15 protein-coding genes and 1 tRNA gene are annotated in these 17,732 nt (G+C 62.2%); 6 read left to right on the top strand and 10 right to left on the bottom strand.

Annotation, left to right across the window (positions count from 1 at the left end):
- Positions 1–18: 18 nt before the first annotated feature.
- Positions 19–1,551, bottom strand: a complete 1,533-nt coding sequence (locus F4V60_RS01460) for an adenylate/guanylate cyclase domain-containing protein (protein WP_075729008.1) — start codon at positions 1,549–1,551, stop codon at positions 19–21.
- On the opposite strand from F4V60_RS01460, the gene F4V60_RS01465 reads away from it, so the two are divergent.
- Positions 1,550–2,791, top strand: coding sequence for a DNA polymerase III subunit delta' (locus F4V60_RS01465; protein WP_075729009.1), 1,242 nt, complete (start codon positions 1,550–1,552; stop codon positions 2,789–2,791). The two genes, F4V60_RS01460 and F4V60_RS01465, sit on opposite strands and share 2 nt — an antisense overlap.
- Before the next feature lie 77 nt (positions 2,792–2,868).
- Positions 2,869–2,941: transfer RNA gene (locus F4V60_RS01470), tRNA-Thr, on the top strand.
- A 111-nt stretch (positions 2,942–3,052) separates the two neighbouring features.
- Here the strand turns inward: F4V60_RS01470 and F4V60_RS01475 are convergent.
- Positions 3,053–4,054, bottom strand: a complete 1,002-nt coding sequence (locus tag F4V60_RS01475; protein ID WP_075730967.1) for an HNH endonuclease signature motif containing protein — start codon at positions 4,052–4,054, stop codon at positions 3,053–3,055.
- 317 nt (positions 4,055–4,371) lie between these two features.
- Here F4V60_RS01475 and F4V60_RS01480 point away from each other — a divergent pair, with 317 nt between their 5' ends.
- Positions 4,372–4,776, top strand: coding sequence for a P-loop NTPase family protein (locus tag F4V60_RS01480; RefSeq protein ID WP_232315954.1), 405 nt, complete (start codon positions 4,372–4,374; stop codon positions 4,774–4,776).
- 57 nt (positions 4,777–4,833) lie between these two features.
- Here F4V60_RS01480 and F4V60_RS01485 read toward each other — a convergent pair whose 3' ends face one another.
- On the bottom strand, positions 4,834–6,498 hold the full coding sequence (locus F4V60_RS01485; RefSeq protein WP_075729010.1) for an AMP-binding protein: 1,665 nt from the start codon (positions 6,496–6,498) through the stop codon (positions 4,834–4,836).
- Between the two features lie 240 nt (positions 6,499–6,738).
- Between F4V60_RS01485 and F4V60_RS01490 the strand changes: the two genes are divergently transcribed.
- The 3 genes from F4V60_RS01490 to F4V60_RS01500 all read left to right on the top strand — a co-directional run bounded on the left by F4V60_RS01490 (position 6,739) and on the right by F4V60_RS01500 (position 9,450).
- Positions 6,739–7,569 (top strand): GDSL-type esterase/lipase family protein, encoded by an 831-nt coding sequence (locus tag F4V60_RS01490; protein WP_075729011.1) that lies wholly within the window; start codon positions 6,739–6,741, stop codon positions 7,567–7,569.
- 70 nt (positions 7,570–7,639) lie between these two features.
- A complete protein-coding gene (locus tag F4V60_RS01495) occupies positions 7,640–8,743 on the top strand; it encodes an S-(hydroxymethyl)mycothiol dehydrogenase (RefSeq protein WP_075729012.1) in 1,104 nt (367 codons plus the stop codon).
- An 86-nt stretch (positions 8,744–8,829) separates the two neighbouring features.
- On the top strand, positions 8,830–9,450 hold the full coding sequence (locus F4V60_RS01500) for an MBL fold metallo-hydrolase (RefSeq protein ID WP_075729013.1): 621 nt from the start codon (positions 8,830–8,832) through the stop codon (positions 9,448–9,450).
- Here the strand turns inward: F4V60_RS01500 and F4V60_RS01505 are convergent.
- The 7 genes from F4V60_RS01505 to F4V60_RS01535 form a co-directional block, all read right to left on the bottom strand.
- On the bottom strand, positions 9,447–10,262 hold the full coding sequence (locus tag F4V60_RS01505) for a cytochrome c biogenesis CcdA family protein (RefSeq protein ID WP_232315955.1): 816 nt from the start codon (positions 10,260–10,262) through the stop codon (positions 9,447–9,449). The genes F4V60_RS01500 and F4V60_RS01505 overlap by 4 nt on opposite strands.
- 81 nt (positions 10,263–10,343) lie before the next feature.
- Positions 10,344–11,288 (bottom strand): DsbA family protein, encoded by a 945-nt coding sequence (locus F4V60_RS01510; RefSeq protein WP_084559109.1) that lies wholly within the window; start codon positions 11,286–11,288, stop codon positions 10,344–10,346.
- A gap of 57 nt (positions 11,289–11,345) precedes the next feature.
- Complete coding sequence (rfbA, locus tag F4V60_RS01515) at positions 11,346–12,209, bottom strand: glucose-1-phosphate thymidylyltransferase RfbA (protein ID WP_075729014.1); 864 nt, start codon at positions 12,207–12,209, stop codon at positions 11,346–11,348.
- A gap of 24 nt (positions 12,210–12,233) precedes the next feature.
- Positions 12,234–13,580, bottom strand: a complete 1,347-nt coding sequence (rfbD, locus tag F4V60_RS01520) for a dTDP-4-dehydrorhamnose reductase (protein ID WP_075729015.1) — start codon at positions 13,578–13,580, stop codon at positions 12,234–12,236.
- Positions 13,580–14,560: a dTDP-glucose 4,6-dehydratase gene (gene rfbB, locus F4V60_RS01525; protein ID WP_174775522.1), complete on the bottom strand. Its 981-nt coding sequence runs from the start codon at positions 14,558–14,560 to the stop codon at positions 13,580–13,582. Before rfbB ends, rfbD begins: the two co-directional genes overlap by 1 nt.
- Positions 14,561–14,594: 34 nt before the next feature.
- A complete protein-coding gene (locus tag F4V60_RS01530) occupies positions 14,595–15,968 on the bottom strand; it encodes a M1 family metallopeptidase (RefSeq protein WP_075729017.1) in 1,374 nt (457 codons plus the stop codon).
- 106 nt (positions 15,969–16,074) lie between these two features.
- Positions 16,075–17,136: an alpha/beta hydrolase gene (locus F4V60_RS01535; RefSeq protein WP_075729018.1), complete on the bottom strand. Its 1,062-nt coding sequence runs from the start codon at positions 17,134–17,136 to the stop codon at positions 16,075–16,077.
- Positions 17,137–17,732 lie beyond the last annotated feature (596 nt).

Consider the following 17,732-nt stretch of genomic DNA (forward strand, 5'->3'; position numbering starts at 1 on the left):
GAGTCAGCTCCCCAGCGGCTATTGCTCGGCGCGGTCAGCCAGAGTGGGGCGAATGGGGCGGGCCAGCTGCGTCATGCGACGGCGCCCACGCAGCTCAATGGATTTTAGATAGGTCCAGCGCGCTTGTTCCGCCTCGTTGGCGGTCTTGAGCGTGGCGGCGTTGGTGAGCACTTGGCCGGGGGTGTCCTTGGCCAGCTCCGTCAGCCGCGCGGCCTCGTTGACGGCATCCCCGATGACGGTGTACTCGAAGCGATCAGCGCCGCCGATATTACCCGCGACGACGTGACCGGAGGCCACCCCAATACCAGCCTGGAGCTCGAGCCCGCGCAGCTCCTGACGCAGTTCCCGGGCGGCCTTGAGGGCCATGGAAGTGGAATCGTAGACGTTGAGGGGCGCGCCGAAGACCGCGAGCGCGGCGTCACCTTGAAACTTGTTGATGATGCCCTTGTTGCGGTGGACCACCTCGACGACGTGCTCGAAGAACTTGTTGAGCTCCTCGACGACTTCCTCCGGGGTGTGGTTGACAGCGAAGGTGGTCGAGCCGATGACATCGACGAAAAGGACAGCCACCTTGCGGTCCTCGCCGCCCAAGACTGGGCGCTCCTCCAAGGCGCGCTGCGCCACCTCGGTGCCGACGTAGCGGCCGAAGATGTCGCGCACGCGCTGGCGCTCACGCAGCCCGCGCATCATTTCATTGAATCCGGATTGCAGCACGCCCAGCTCAGAGCCGTCATAAATATCGACCTCAGCGTTGGTCTCCCCGCGGCGCACGCGGTTGATGGCGTCTTGGAGTTCCAGGATCGGATCGACCACGCTCATCATGGCAAAAATGGTGCCCATGAGCCCCGTGCCCAGGGCCGTTAGCGCCAAGGCGAGGATGGCGGGGATGATGTCCGTTGCATCGTCGGTGAAGTATCCGGCCCTTTGGCCAATGAGCACCAAGACCACGCCGATAAGTGGCAGCCCGGAGGTCATCAGCCAGGTCGAGATGAGGCGGTACTTAATCGGCGGCTCGAGGGTGGAATCCTCGAAGCGGCGGGCCACGGCCGTGGCTGCCACCGGGCGCACGAGGCGCTCTGCCTGCAGGTAGGTCAGCAGAATGACCAGACAAGCAGCTAGCGCGGCGGAGACGCCGACCACCACCGCCAGCTTGCCGGAATCCGAGCCAGCGATGACCACGGCCAGGATGATGCCGATGAGCCAGACCAAGGCTGCGACCCCGGCCTGATACACCGGGATGCGCAGGACGAGATTGCGCACCATATTGGGATCGTGCGCGTCAGGGTTGCGCTGCCAGTCTAGGACCGGGCGAAAGAGCAGCAAGGTGACGGTGATGCCGATGATGACGGCGAAGACCACATAGAGCACCCCGATGAGGACGAGGTTGGGGATCTCCGTGGTGAAGTCCCGGATCTCCGGCATAGGCAAGAAGAAGCCCACGAAGGTCATGATGGCTACCGCGCCGATGATATTGGAGCCCAGAACGAGCGCCGCGTACATCGGCCATTGGGTGCCCATTAGCCAGCGGGCACCACGCAGTAGTCTGTTCATGATCACATACTTTAGTGACACCAGTAGGCTAGAGCGAGTGAATGGCGAAAGCGTTGCCCATCTACTGGCAGATACCCCTGGGGTTGCCCGGGTGATCCTCGGTGCAGCCGCCGCCGCGCGGGGCGAGGCGGGCGCGGACCCGCGCGCCATGAGCCACTCCTGGCTCTTTAGCGGCCCTCCTGGCTCGGGGCGCTCCAACGCCGCCCTCTACTTCGCTGCAGCACTCATGTGCACCGGCCCGGAGCCGGGCTGTGGGCGCTGCGAGTCCTGTGTGTCCATCCTTGAGCATCAGCAGCACACCGATCTAGTCTACGTGAATCCGCAGGAGCAGTTCATCACCGTGGATACCGCGCGCCGGGTCATCGAGCGCGCCGCCACCATGCCCACGGTCGCACCCTGGCGCGTGGTGATTTTCAACAACGCCGACCGTCTCAACAACCAGGCGGCCAACGCCTTGCTCAAGACCGTCGAGGAGCCGCCCGTTCGCACCGTGATGATTATGTGTGCGCCTTCGGAGGACCCGGCGGATTTCTCGCAGACCCTGCGTTCGCGCTGCCGGCATCTTTATATTCCGGCGCCGTCGGTGGGCGGCATCGTCAAGCTGCTGGTGGCTCAGGGCGCGAGCGAGCACGACGCAAGGCTCGCGGCCGTGACAAGCCTGCGCCACGTCGGGCGCGCCCGCAAGCTCGTGGCGAGCCCGCAGGTGCAAAAGCGCCGCGCAGTGGCCATCAATATCGCCGAGGAAGTATTCCACGGCTCGCAGGGTTTCCAGGCGGTTTCGGGCCTTATCAAGCTTGTCGAAGCCGAATCCAAGTCCACCGCCGCTAAATCCGATGCCGCAGAGTTAGAAAAACTCCAGCAATCCTATGGCGTAGGCGCCAAAGGAAAAGGCGCCGCCAAGGCACAGCGTGAGGCGCGCACGGCCGTCAAGGAGCTGGAGGGCCTGCAGAAGAAACGCGCCAAGCGCCGCATGATCGACATCCTGGATCTTTCCCTTATTGATCTCTCCGGCATCTACCGCGATGCCCTGATGCTCAAAGTCGGCGCTGAGGTGGAGATGACCCATCCGGATTTCAGCGGCCTGGCGGGGGAGTTGGCCGCCCGAGTGAGCGAGGAGGGCCTGCTAGATTGTCAAGCGGCCATTACTTTCTGCCGCGAGCAGCTGACGCAGAATGCCACCCCACAGGTTGCCTTCGACGGGCTCATCGGGCGGCTGCGTCGCGCCTGTGGAACGCGCTGATTTCTTATCTTTCTGTTACCTAGGCTAGAATCCTCAAGTGCTGCATTTTAGGCCCTTTCGGCCTAGAGCCCAGCGTTGCCGCCTTAGCTCAGTCGGTAGAGCGTCTCACTCGTAATGAGAAGGTCGCGAGTTCGATTCTCGCAGGCGGCTCAAGTAAAAGACTAGGACACAGCCGCTTTCCTAAAAAGGAGGGTGGCTTTTCCTATCAGGTTTATGTTTTGGGGTGCTGGAAGTCGCCGTTAGGCGGTGTTGACCTAACGGCTAGTGCGTGTGCGGGGGCTGCCAGACTATTGTCCCGCCCTTACGGGTCAGGCGCCCGCGACGTGGCGGCGCATTCGGATCATCCTCATTAACCCCGTTGTGATAACTACACAAGGTCACTAGGTTGGCAATGTTGGTCTCCCCGCCGTGACTCCACGGCGTGAGATGATGAAACTGGCCTCGCTCCGCCGGGATGTTACAGCCCGGCCACGCACACGTAGGGTGCTCTGCTGCCAGCATCGTGCGCTGCTTGACCGAGGCGAATCGCTCAAAGCGGTACAAGTCCACCGGCCCCTGCGTGCGGCTGATGATGGTGACAAGTCCTTCGTTGGCGCAGGCGCGTTCCACAAGCTGCGTACCGGTGATAACAGCCCCACTGGTGGTGCGTACTACAACATCATCGCGCTCGCGGCGCAGGATTGTGCCGTAGTCCTCCAACTGGAGGACTGCCATGGTCGTCACACGAGTACGTGTGGTGGCCTCGTCTGCCTTGCCGAGCATGCGGGCGATAAAACTCTCGCCCGGGCGCTTATGGTCGATGGTCCGGAAAGCATCTGCCATGTCCAACCCATTACCCGTTACTGTCAAGGTAGCTAGCCCGTTGGGGTGCTGGCGCAGCAGTACACGCTCGCAATACTTGCGGGGAACACGCATCTCGCGCAACCGGCGCCGCGCTACCGCAGCAACCTGCTCGCTTGGCGTGGAACATAATTCTAGCCGCAGGTTCCACGCATCCAGTTTCCCTGTAATGCGCCGGGTAAAAGATTCGATCTGGTGCAGGGTGCTCAGGGCGTGCCCGTTGCGCCTGGCCGCATTAACGGCTAAGCGCTGCTTGCCCGTATAAGGCGTGGGGCCGAAGTAGATGGTGTGCAGGCTTAAAAGCTCGGTGGCATCCTGCGCGCTAGCCCCCATCTTCTCAAGGTCTGGGGCAGATAGCCCTGAGCACTCGGCTACGAGGTCAACACCTCGGCTAAGTTGTGCGAAATACTCCTGCAAGCCCATGACCGCCACGCTAAGCCACCGCCACCAGGTGCGACAATCCCCAACCCGCACCGAACAAAGAAACTGTGGAAAACTCACCCACGCCAGACGCAGTTATCCACAGACGGGCCGCCTCGCCAGAACTTGGCAGTGCGCTAGCACGGCCATCCGGTCTATCCTGAAGGATCGGACTCAAGCGGAGACCGGTACTCTTCGAGGGTTTCCCTCTTGTTGCGGGCACCTAAACTAGCCGCGCAACTGTAGACTCCGGCATTCTAGGCACTAGCCTCTCCGAGCGCGAAGGAGCAAAACGTGTACACAGTGGAAGACCCGATAACGTGGAACCCGCGCCGCATCGTGGTAGCCGGGCCTCTGGGGCGGGAAAGACCACACTCTGCGGGCAGCTGGAACGCGCACTGTCGCTACCTAGGGTGGAGATCGACTCGCTCTACCATGGCGCCGGCTGGACGCCGCGCGCGAACTTCGTTGCGGAAGTGGAGGCCTTCAGCGCCGGACAAGAGTGGGTCATTGAATGGCAATACCGCGCGGTGCGCCGGCTGCTGGTCGAGGGGGCCGATACCTTGGTGTGGTTGGATTATTCCTCGTGGCTGCAGATGACGCGGCTGGTGCGTCGTACGATGCGGCGTCGCCTAGCGCGCCAGGAACTGTGGAATGGCAACTACGAGACCATCTTCCAGGACGAGGAGCATATCATTCGCTGGGGAATACGGACCTTCCCTTGAGCAGGAATACCCGGGGCGACTGCGCAGCCCTAGCCAGACGCGGCGCTGGCTGAAGTCTTAGCCTTTGAGCAGGCGCGGAACGACCTTGCCCGTGGCGTTGCGCGGCAGCTTGTCCAAGAAGTGGACGTCGCGAGGCACGGAGTGATCGGCGAGCTTGGCGCGGACGAATTCGCGGATGGAGTCTTGGGTGATGGCTTTGCCGGCGGCGTCGCCTGTGCGCACGGCCCACACCGCGATGCGCTGGAAGGTGTTGTCGTCCTCGACACCGCCAGCGTGCACCTCGTGGATGCCCGGCATGGCCTCGAGGACCTCGGTGACGGACTGGGGGTGGACGTTCTCGCCGCCGACGATGATCATGTCATCGGCGCGGCCCACCACATGCAGGTAGTCCTGCTCGTCGATGTAGCCCAAGTCCCCGATTGAGATGAGGCCGTCAATCGTGTGGAGCTTGATTTTGGGATTGGTGTAACCGATGAGCGCGGTGGAGTTGGTCAGGTAGATTTCGCCCACGGTGCCCCGTGGAACCTCGCGGCCCTCCTCGTCGAGGATGCGCAGCTTGGTGCCGGAGGCGATCTTGCCGCCGATGGTGGGATCTTTGGCCACCTCCTCCATGGAGGCCGTCGAGGCCAAAGCCAGCTCCGTGGAACCGTATACATTGCAGAGGATGGGGCCAAACCGGCCATTGGTCTCCTCTACTATCTGCGGGGTCATTGCATGCCCGGCGGAGGCGATAAAGCGCAGGCTAGAGGTATCAAATTCGCCGTCCGGATCGGCCTCCACCATGCGCTTGAAAAAGACAGGGGAGGAGGCCAGCCCGTCGAGGCGGTAGCGCGCGATGTCATCGAGGGCAGCGCGGGCGTCGAAGACGCGGCGGGTGACCACCGTGTTGCGCAGGCCCAGGGCGATGTTGATGCAAGCCCAGCCCCAGGTGTGGAAGATGGACGCGGTCATCTGCACTTTCTGATCGGCACGCCAGGGGATGTTGTCCACGATAGACGCCAGGACCACCGGGAGGGTGGGCTCGGGCCGCATGATGCCCTTAGGAATGCCGGTGGTGCCGGAGGACATCAATACGATGGGTCCGTGTTGTGGGAAGCTGGGCAGTACCTCCGTGGCCGGGTCGATCCAGTTGGGGGTTCCGCGCTTGACGATGTCGCTCAGGCTCGGGACCCCAGCATAGGCGCCACGCTCGGCTCCGGAGCTATGCGCGATGACGACGGTGAGCTTCTCGGCCAGGGCGGGGTCGAGGCGGTCGATGAACTCATCATCAATGACGAGGACGTTGATGCCGTTTTCCTCGATGCAGCCGGAAAGCTGCTCGGGGGAGGAGCCTACGTTGAGCAGGTAGATGGCGGCGCCGGCGTAGCCCTTGGCGCCGAGAGGGGTAATGATCCCGCGTCCGTTGCGGGCCATGACGCCCAGGCGGATCTCCGGCAGGTGGAGGTGGCGCAGGAAGCGGGCGAAGGCCTGTGCCTGGTTGCGCAGCTGGCGGTAGGTCAGCGTGCCGTCATCATCGATGAGGGCGAGGCGCTCCGGGCAGGTGAGATAGCCCTGCTCGAGCTCGCGGGCGGTGGTGAAGCGGTAGCGCGCAAGCACCGGCAGGGTGGAGGCCGCAGCTTTGATGCCTCCCTCGTGGGTGACAATTCCGGAGCGCACGAGGGCAGGGATAAAACGGCCGATCGCGCCGGCGTGGAACTTGAGCTCTGAAACACTGGGGGCCATAACGGCGATTAATTCCTTTGAGAGAGTAATTCTGGCGGGCGTGCAGTTGTTGTGCTTGCAGTTTTTTATCGGGTGCAGGTCCTTAAGTGTTGCGGCATAATACGGAAAAGCTAATAACTGTTGCTAGTGTTGCTCATGTTACTATTGGTAGCCTCGATTCTTAAAGTAGTTTTGAAAAGTAGTTTTATAAAAGAACATACGTAATAATCGCTGTGAAAGCAGTTGAAAGGTCTCTATCTCATGAAGTTTCAGCCCCTTAAGTTGAAGAAGGTCACCGCTGCCGTCGCGGCTTCGCTCATGGCTGCGGTCGGCGTCGTCTCCGCCCCGCAGGCTCTCGCTGGCGAGCGCAATTTGGTCTCCTTCGGCGACTCGGTCTTGGCCGACCCAGACGCCGGTACCTACCTGCAAGGCCGGTTGACTTCTTCCTCCCCGGGTGGGGTGAACTGTCCTTCCTCTTTCAACTACGCCAAGCGCACCGCCGCCAAGCTGGGCCTGCCTGCTCGTGACTTCTCCTGCTCCGGCGCAGTTTCTTCCATGTCTGGCGGCCCGCAGATCTCCGCGCAGGTCGATGAGGCTATCCGGGTGGGGGCACTGAGCCCGGATACCGCGCGCGTGCTCTTTTCTTCCGGCTTTAATGACACCTACAACAACGCGAATTTGAGCATGGATGACATTCGCCGCCGCTGGGTGGATGCCATGGCGCCGCAGGTTGAGCGCATCAAGCAGGCCGCTCCGAATGCCCGCATTCAGATCGTGGGCTACCCCACTATCGGTTCCGGTGACTACTACTGCCTCTTCCACTTCGGGCCGCGCCCGGCTGATTCCACCCTGCTGCCACAGATCCGGGATTATGAGAACAAGGCGCAATGGATGGAGATCGACCTGGCTGCGCGCACCGGCACGCAGTTCCTGGACATGAAGCCCTCCACCGTCAACAATGGCATGTGTGCAGATGCAGATAGGCGCATGTGGGCCGGGCTGATTGACTTCACTGCGGGTCCAGGCAACCTGCCCATCCACATCAATGCCCGTGGTCATGAGCATGCCGCGAACGTGATTGCTGGCTCCTAAGCTGCGTGCTCTAAAAGAAAGAGTTTTCTAGTAAGGTCACTTTATTGGAAATCTCTGTACGCTGTCGGGCATGAGTGAAAATACCCAAACCGTTAAAGCAATAATTGCCCGATCCGCAGGCGCGAAGGTCGAAGAAGTCCCCATTCTCATCCCGGAGCCCGGGCCCAATGATGTCATCGTGCGTGTCCAGGCCTGCGGGGTATGCCACACCGATCTGGCCTACCGCGACGGCGACATCGCTGATGAGTTCCCCTTCCTGCTCGGCCACGAGGCCGCGGGCATCGTGGAAACGGTGGGCTCCGCTGTCACCCACGTGCGCGAGGGTGACTTCGTCATCGCCAACTGGCGCGCGGTCTGCGGCGAATGCCGCGCATGCAAGAAAGGCGAACCCAAGTACTGCTTCAACACCCATAATGCCTCCAAGAAGATGACGCTCGAAAATGGCACGGAGCTCACCCCGGCGCTGGGAATCGGCGCCTTCGCCGAGAAAACAATCCTGCACGAGGGGCAGTGCACCAAGGTCGATCCTGAGGAGGACCCAGCCGCGGCCGGGCTGCTGGGCTGCGGCATCATGGCCGGCCTGGGCGCGGCGGTCAATACCGCCGCTATTGAGATCGGGGAATCCGCCGCCGTCTTCGGCTGCGGGGGAGTAGGCACCGCGGCCATCGCGGGCGCGCGTCTGGCTGGGGCGGCCACCATCATCGCCGTGGACATCGACCAGCGCAAGCTCGATACCGCCCGCGAGTTCGGTGCCACCGATACCATCTGCTCCGCGGACCTGTCCGAGGAAGAGGTTATCGAGCGCGTCAAGGGGCTGACCGGCGGCTTCGGTCCGGATGTCACCATCGATGCCGTGGGCATCCAGCCCACCTGGCGCCTAGCCTTCTACTCCCGCGACCTGGCCGGACGCATGGTCATGGTGGGGGTACCCAATCTCACCGATCACGTCGATATTCCCGCCATCGACCTCTACGGCCACGGCGGCTCCATCCGCCCGGCCTGGTACGGCGATTGCCTGCCCGAGCGGGACTTCCCCGCCTACGTGGCGCTCCACCGCGCGGGGCGCTTTCCCCTGGATAAGTTCGTTTCCGAGCGCATTGCGCTTGGCGATGTCGAGGACGCCTTCGCCACCATGCGCGCGGGCACCGTCCTGCGCTCCGTCGTTGAGCTCTAAGCCCATCGGGGTGAGGAAAGCTCACGGCCTGTGCCCCCGATAATCAGGTAGGTTGGGCGGCACGACCACCCGACCAAGGAGGAAGCATGAAGATTGACAAGGTTATAACTTCTGGAAAGTTCCGCCTCGATGGCGGCGAGTGGGACGTCAACAACAACGTCTACATCATCGGTGACGCATCGGCGGTCTATATCGTGGACCCGGCGCACGATTTGGATGCCATCGAAGACGCCGTCGCCAAGCGGCCAGTGCGTGGGATCCTGCTCACGCACGCCCACAACGACCACTGCGAACTGGCGCCGGCGGCTGCGGAACGCTTCGGCGCCGAGGTCTACCTGCACCCCGATGATGCGCCGCTGTGGGAAGAAGCCAACGGTGACGCTCCCTTCGTTCCGCTGAGCGATAACGAGCAATTCCAGGTGAGCGGGGAAGCCATCACCGTATTCCACACCCCGGGCCATACCCCCGGGGGCGTGGTATTCCACCTGCCCACGGAGAAAGCGCTGCTGTCGGGGGACACCCTTTTTAAGGGCGGTCCCGGGGCTACCGGCCGCAAGTATTCGGATTTCGATGTCATCATCGAATCCCTGCGTAACGTCATCTTCCACCTGCCGCCGGCTACTCGGGTGCTGCCCGGGCACGGCGAGGAAACCACCGTGGGTGAGGAGGCCGCGCACATCGACGAATACGTCAAGCGCGGCTACTAGCGGCTGGTTGTGCGAGCGGCCTTCCAGCCGGCCGCGGCGGCGACGAGGACGCAAAGCCCAAAGCCCACCCAGGCATCGGAGACGGTGGTGGAGAAGTTCTGCGCCCAGAGCTGGATGCGGTACTGGGCATCGGTGCTGAAAAGTGCAGGCAGTGTTGCCGTGCCGTGGCTAGTGAGGAACACCAGCCCCACCGCGGCAAGCAGCAGCCCGGACAACATCGACAAGGTGTTGGTGCGCAGCGGGCCGAGGCTCACGGCCCGCCCGCGCAGCCAGGAACGCCCGCCGATGTCACAGTGATCCCACGTTGCAGCGAGAAGGAAAAGCGGGGCCGCCATCCCCGCCGCATAAGCCACCATGATGAGGGCGCCATAGAGGCCGGATCCCGCCGCCGCGGCGGTGGTCAGGACCGCACCTAGAAGCGGTCCCGCACAAAATCCCGCGAAGCCATAGACCGCGCCGAGCGCAAAGACCGCGGGGATACCGTGCCCGCGCCCCACCCGCGCGCTCAGGCGGTTCAGGCCCGGGATGCTAAACCCGCCGCCGCAGAAGGCATAGATGCCTAGGGCAATGAGCACCCAGCCCGCGAGCACAATGACCGTATCGCGATAGCGCAGCGCAAGGGCCGCCACGCCCATGCCCACCGGAACCAAGGTCACGCACAATCCCAGGAAGAACACCAGGGTGCGGAAGAGAAGCTGGCGCGTGGAGCTAAAAGCATAGGCAAAAAACGCCGGAAGCAAGAGGGCGGAACATGGGCTAATAAGGCTGAGGATTCCCGCCAAGAACGCGCCCAGCAGGCCTATGGAGATCATGATATTTCCCCCAGTCCGTAGCCTAAGAACACGGCGGCGAGAATGAGCGCGGCGATGAAAAGCCACACACTCCAATGTGGCTTAAGCATGCGGCGCAGGCACCGTGACCTCTCCGCTGGCCACCTTGTTGAGCTGCTCCAGGATGGTGGACTCGAATACCTCGCTGGGCTGCGCGCCGGAGACGAAAGCATCTCCCACGAGGAAAGAAGGCGTGCCGGTGATGCCGATGCTGGAAGCATAGGAGCGCGCCTCGTCGAGGATGGAATCATAGGTATCTCCGGTTGCCGCGGCCCGAAAGGCGTCGATATCGGCAACGCCGGCTTCGGTAGCAAAGCGCACGAAGTCCTCGATGCCGAATTCCGGGTGGCCATTGATGTCCCGGCTGGCGGTATAGAGCGCCTCCTTGAACTCATAGAACTTGCCCTGCGCCGCGGCGGCGCGCCCGGCCTTGGCCGCCTCGACTGCGTGCGGGCCGTTGACGGGGAAGTCATTCCACTCGATACGCACGAGCCCGGAATCAACGTACTTGCTTATAAGCCCCGGCTCGGTCTGGTTGGCGTAGCGCGAGCAGAAGGGGCACTCGAAGTCAGAGAACTCTGAAATCACCACGGGGGCATCAACCGCCCCGATTGCGAAGGGATCCGTGGGGTTACGGCGGTGGACGTTGAGGATGTCCTCGTTGGAGTTAAGCTCCCCGCCAGGTCCCCACAGTTGTGGATCACCCTTGCCATCCGCAAAGTTCTTGCCCGGTGTGAGTTTCGCGGTGACCTCCTCGAGGCTGAGTTGGCCGGAAGCGGCGGTGGAAGAAGTGGCAGCGGCTTGAGCAGGTGCCTGTCCCGCTGCTTCTTCAGAGGAGCCGCGGGTGCCCAAGAGGTAGCCCACGACTAAGGCTAGGACGACTACTACTGCCACCAACACCCAGACGAGCGGGCTCAATGCCCCCAGCGCGGAACGCGGGGCGGCCCCGGCGATGGGGCCGGAGAAGCGGTTATTAGGATCTTGCTCAGAGGAGTGTGGGGTAGGCATGAATATTATCCTAACAAGCAGGCCTGCAAGGGTTCTCTCTCCGCGCCAGTGTTTCCGCTAGTCCTCGGCGGCGGCGAGGAGGTAGTCCCCATAGCCAGATTTGAGCAGCGGGGTGGCAAGCTCACGCAGCGCGGCCTGGGAGATGAAGCCCTCGTGGTAGGCGGCCACCTCGGGGGAGCCGATGACTATGCCGGTGCGCTTTTGCATGACCTCGACGTAGGCTGCGGCCTCGCTCATGGAATCCACGGTTCCGGTATCGAGCCAGACATCGCCGCGGCGCAGGCGCTTGACCTGCAGGGCACCGCGGCGCAGGTACTCCTCGTTGACGGCGGTGATCTCCAATTCTCCGCGCGCGGAGGGGCGGATCGACTTAGCTATGTCAACCACGTCCCCGTCGTAGAAGTACAAGCCCACCACGGCGTGGCTGGACTTGGGCTGCGCTGGCTTTTCTTCGATGGAGAGCGCTTGGCCCGCCGCATCGAATTCGACGACGCCGTAGCGCTGCGGATCGGAGACCTCGTAGGCGAAGATGATCCCGCCGCCGGGGCGACGGCACTGGGGCAGAGCACTAGAAAAGCTGTGGCCGTCGAAGATATTGTCGCCCAGGACGAGGGCGACAGCATCGCCGGCGATGAAGTCCTCGGCGATGATGAAGGCCTGGGCAAGTCCCTCCGGGTGGGGCTGAACGGCGTAGTCAAGCAGCAGGCCGAATTGGGAACCGTCGCCCAAGAGCCGGCGAAAGGACTCCGCATCTTCCGGGGTGGTGATGATGAGTATCTCGCGGATGCCGGCCTGGATGAGCGTGGTCAGGGGGTAGTAGACCATCGGCTTGTCGTAGATGGGCATGAGCTGCTTGGAAATCCCCTTGGTGATGGGATAGAGCCGGGTGCCCGAGCCGCCGGCGAGAATGATGCCTTTCATGATTTCTCCCTTGTCGTGCCAGGTTTAGGCGGCGGGGTAGAGGGCCAGGTAGAGCGCCAAGGCGGCGCGCCAGTTCATCGGATGGAAGCCAGTGGCCTCAAGTTTATCCAAGCTCAGGGTGGACTCGGCCGGCCGTGGGGCGGCGTCGCCGTGCGCGGCGGCATACTCGGCGGTGCTCACCGGGTGGACCTCGGCCGGGTCGTGGCCCAGGCCAATGAAGGTGGCCATGGCCAGCTCGTCACGGCCCACCGTATCGCCGGAGTTGGAGACGTTATAGACGCCGTAGTCCGCGCGAGATTTCAGTAGGTGCACGATGGCGCCTGCGAGATCTTCGGCGAAGGTGGGGCGCCCGCGTTGATCGTTGACCACCTCCGGGTGGATCCCGCGCTCGGCTAGAGAGCGCATGGTGGCAATGAAGTTGGCTCCGTCCCCGAATACCCAGGACGTGCGGATGACATAGTGGCGCGGTGCGGTGCGTGCAGCCGTTTCCCCAGCGGCTTTGGAGGCGCCGTAGGCGCTCAAAGGAGAGGGCGATTCAGCTTCGGCGTGCAGCGACTCTCTGCCATCAAAAACATAGTCCGAGGAAACGTGCACCAGGGTGAGGTTGTTGCGCGCGGCTATGGCGGCCAGGTTCGCTGGGGCCTGCGCGTTGACCTGCCAAGCAGCTGCCCTATCCTCCTCCGCCTTATCCACCGCGTTATAGGCGGCGCAGTTAATGATCGCGGAGTACTGCCGCCAGGGCCGCTGCGGCGGGTGGGTGACATCGAAGTCCGTGCGGTCGCAGTACTCGGCCTCGGGCAGTAGCTTGCGCAGAGCCCGGCCGAGCTGGCCATTCGCGCCGGTGACAAGGATCTTGCGCGGCGACATCGGGCTCACTGCATCCAGGTGCGGGTGGGCGCGGTCCTTGGCGGAGATTTCCGTGGGCTCAAGCGGCCAATCCACCATGTGGAGGTTGACCGCAGTATATTCTGCATCCGGGGACCAGTGGTCATCGACCAAATAGGAATAGGAGGTTTCCTCCAAGGCCTGGAAGCCATTGGCGACGCCGCGGGGAACAAACACCGCGGTCCCCGGGTCAATGACGTGGGTGACCAGCTGGCCAAAGGTCGGCGAACCGGCGCGCAGGTCGCACCAGGCCCCAAAGACCTTGCCATAGGCCACAGAGACCAGCTTGTCCCAGGGCTCGGCGTGCAAACCGCGGGTGACGCCAGCCTGCGCGTTATAGGAAACGTTATTTTGCACGGGCATAAAGCCATCTAGCTGCGTCATCTTCTCGCGCTGCCAGTTCTCCTTGAACCAACCGCGGTTGTCGCCGTGGACGTCGAGGGAAATGATGAGCAGCCCGGGAATGGCGGTGGAAGTGGTCTGCATTAGTGTCCCTGCTTTGCATAGGCTTCTTCGGTGGCGTGCTTGGCCGGCTCCCACCACTGGCGGTGCTCGCGGTACCACTCGATGGTGTGAATAAGGCCTTCGCGCAAGTCGGTGTACTCCGGGCGCCAGCCCAGTTCGCGGCGCAGCTTGCTGGCGTCCATGGCATAGCGCTGGTCGTGGCCGGGGCGGTCTGCTACATGCTCGTATCCATCTGAGCCCATCAGCTCGCAGATTAACTCGATGACCTGCTTGTTGTTGATGTCTGGCTGATCCGCACCGATGTTATACGTCTCTCCCAGCTTCCCGGACTCGAGGATGCACAGCACAGCGCGGTTGTGGTCATCAACGTGGATCCAATCGCGCACCTGCTCGCCGGTGCCGTAGAGCTTGGGCGTGTTCCCAGTGAGGATATTGGTGATCTGGCGCGGGATGAACTTCTCTATGTGCTGATAAGGGCCATAGTTATTGGAGCAGTTAGAAATCGTCGCGCGCAGCCCAAAGGAGCGCACCCAGGCGCGCACGAGGTGATCCGAACCGGCCTTCGTGGCCGAATAGGGCGAGGAGGGGGCATAGGCGGTGTCCTCGTGGAACTTCTCCGGGGTGTGCAAGGGGAGATCGCCGAAGACCTCGTCGGTGGAGATGTGATGCAGCCGCACATCGTGGCTTCGACAAGCTTCGAGCAGGCTAAAGGTGCCCACCAGGTTGGTGTGGATGAAGGGGGAGGGGTCCCGCAGCGAGTTGTCGTTGTGGGACTCGGCGGCGAAGTGCACCACGGTGTCGCACGTGGACACCAGCGAATCGACGAGCTCGGCATCGGCTACGTCCCCCACGACGAGCTTGACCTCAAGGCCCGCGAGGTTCAAGCGATTGCCCGCGTAGGTCAGCTTATCGAGCACCGTGATGGCAATCTCCGGCCGCGTGGCGCGGACAAGGCGGACGAAGTTAGCGCCAATAAACCCGGCGCCTCCGGTAACGAGCATTCTGTGCATGACTCCCCAGTCTAGGGGCACAGGCCTAGCTCGGGAACTTCGGCAACGCGGTCTGCTCCAGCCACTGCGTGCACAGCGCCTTAAGCTCGCGCTGATTCGCCCCGAAATCACGCAGCTGCGCGAAGAGATCCTCTGGCCCCACGCAGCCGTGACGATGAGTCTCGATGTAGGAGCGCATTGCGCGGAAGAAGGCCTTATCTCCCATGAGACGGCGCAGCGCGTGGACGGTGAGAGCCCCCCGTTTGTAGACGCGGTCATCGAACATATCCCGCGGTCCCGGATCTGCCAGAAGCAGGTCTTGCTTCTTGCGGGCGAGCACGCCATAGTGGGCCCGCGCCGACTCGGCTACGGGGATGCCGTGCGCATGCTCCATCCACAGCCACTCGCAGTAGCAGGCAAAACCCTCGTTGAGCCAGATGTCTTGCCAGCGCTTGAGGCCTACTGAGTTGCCGAACCACTGGTGGCTGAGCTCGTGAGCGATGAGCCTCTCAAAGACGTGATCCCCCTGCACGTGATTGGAGCCGAAAATGGATAAGCCCTGGGCCTCTAGCGGGATCTCCAGTTCGTCCTCGGTGATGACCACCTGGTAGGCGTCGAAGGGATAGGGGCCGAAGCATTCGGCGAAGAAATCCAGCATGTCTTGCTGCTGTGCAAACTCCTCGCGCACCACCGCGCCCAGATGTGCGGGCGCCCACGCGGTGCAGCTGGGGCCTAGCTCGATGGGGGAAAACTCGCCCACTTGCACGGTGGCCAGATAGGTCGCCATGGGGTGGTGCGTGCGGTAATGCCACTTGGTCAACGCGCCCCCGGCCGAGCTTTTCGATACGAGTTCTCCGTTGGAGATAACCAGGAAAGGCTTGTCGGCAGTCACGACAATATCGAAGGCAGCCTTCGCCGAGGGGGTATCGTCACAGGGAAACCAGCTGCTCGCTCCGTTGGGTTGGCTGGCCACCAGGGCGCCGGATTCGGTCTCCTCCCAGCCAATCTCGCCCCAGGGCGTGCGTAGCGGCCGAGGGCAGCCGCCGTAGCGCACCTCCACCACAAACGTGGTGCCGGCCGGCACGGTCTCCGCGAATTGCAGGCGCAGCTTGCCTCCGGATTGGCGGAACTTGGACACCCGCACGCTGGGCTTTTTCCCGTCGCCCCGGCGGTTATCTTCTACCGTGGCGGTGACCCGCCTGGCCACCATCGCCCCACCCAGGTCGAGGTTGAGCTTGGCGATGTCGCTCGTGCTGCGCAGCGAAATCCGCGCGATGCCGCGCAGGCGATTGGGCTCGACGCGGTAGTCAAGGTCCAAGTCATAGTGGGTGACTACGTAGCCTAAGTTGTAATCCACTCCCGTATAGGCATCACGAGACTGGGCGGGCACATGCGAAAGGGCGGTGGATGGCAGCTGCATAATGCTGCGATCCTACCGCCCTAGCGAAGCTGGGACCCTATCGCCCGCTTAAATAAGCACTGATAAAAATCAGAGAATGTTTAATCCTCGATCTCCGCGCTGTGGGTTAGGCGCCGAGTGCGTCCTTGAATACTGGCCAGGACTTCTCCAGGTCCTCGCGCCAGCCCGGCCAGGAGTGGGTTCCGGCGTTGCGGAAGTTATAGGTGGCTTCGATTCCCTTGGAGTCGAGCTTGGACTTGAGGTTGTGGGTGCAGTGGTTAGCTGCGGCCTCGATGACGCCGCCCTCGACCTGCAGCTGTGCCGCGCCAACTGAGGCTACAACAGGATTTTCGCCCCGGTTAGTCCAATAAGAGGGCATGTCCGTCTCGCCAGCTAGACCAGAGGCCGAAGAAATGTAGAGGGCGCTGCCGCGAAGGTTCTCGGCGTTGACGAGTGCGTCGTTGTAGACGTTGTTGGGGCTGCCCTGCGGTCCCCACATCTGCTCAGGCTGTGCGCCGCCACGGTTGACGGTCAGGCGCAGGAACTCATACTCGAGCGGGTAGGAGGTGGCAGCGCAACCGGCGTAGGAGCCCACAGCGTTGTACATGCCTTGGTTGTGCTGTGCCAGCAGCAGCGAGGAGGTAGCAGACATGGACATGCCGGCGATGGCACGCTTGTCACTGGCCTTCAGATAAGGCTCGATGGCTCTCGGGAGTTCCTTGGTTAGGAAGGTCTCCCACTTCTGCTTGCCCTGAAGGTACTGGCTATTGGGCTCTTGCTCCCAGTCGGTGTAGAAGGAGAAGGCGCCAGCCTGCGGGATAACAACGTTGACGTCTTTGTCCTTGTAGAAGTCCACGACGTTGGAGTTGCTCAGCCAGTCGGTGTTTTGCTCCGAGCTACCTGCACCATTGAGCAAGTAGATGGTGGGGCGCCCCTCGGTCTTGGCGGGGATGACAGCGAGGGGAATTTCGCGGCCGTCCATGGCGGGGGAGGTGGCCTGCAGCTTCTTTACCTCGGGCCGGTTTGCATCTTCGCCGGGGATAACCCAGTTCTGGTTGGAGATTTCTGGGGTGATCTCCAGATCCGAAATCACGGACAGTTGCTGTCCCTCATCGGCGGAGGCAAGGGGAGCGGAGAATACGCCCGCGGCAACGGTGGCGGCGGCGACGATAGAGCTGATGCGCTTCATAGCTTCTTTCCAGGAGTTTATAGAGTCGGGTTAAGAGTACTGTGCGTCATGCACCTTGTACAGCGCTTGGGTCAAAGAAGTCCCAAGGACGTTCCCAGCCTGCTGGCAGGTATTCATCGAGAACAATCGCTGGCGATGCCTTTGGCGTTAGCTCTTTGCCCGCGACGGGTGGAGGATACGGGTGTAGTTAAAGGTTAAAGCACGCCTGTAACCAGTGGTGCCAATGTTGCAGGTGTGTCATAATTTGAGTGCTGAAAAGTCACGCTCGTGTAACGTTCAACGTGGTTATTGCGTTGAACAGAGCAGACCGTGCCGGTATATAGCCGGTATAGCGCCGGCATGGTGCAAGCAAGGCACCAGACGAAAACACAAGAAAAGAGATAAAAAAGATGAACCTCAGCCCTATCGATTCCATCATCGTCATGATCAATAATTTCCTCGGCCAGTTCGTCCACGCCGGTTCTTCCGCTTCCTCGGACTGGGCCTTGATGCTGGGCATGTTCTAAGCCAATCCCCGGCTGGTTCTTTGCACGCTCAGTGGTCTTTAGAGCCCCAAGTGGGCAAAATCCAGCCAAGTGCGCGACACCGTGAACAAA

The sequence above is a fragment of the Corynebacterium flavescens genome, assembly GCF_008693105.1.
Classification (GTDB): Bacteria; Actinomycetota; Actinomycetes; order Mycobacteriales; family Mycobacteriaceae; genus Corynebacterium; species Corynebacterium flavescens.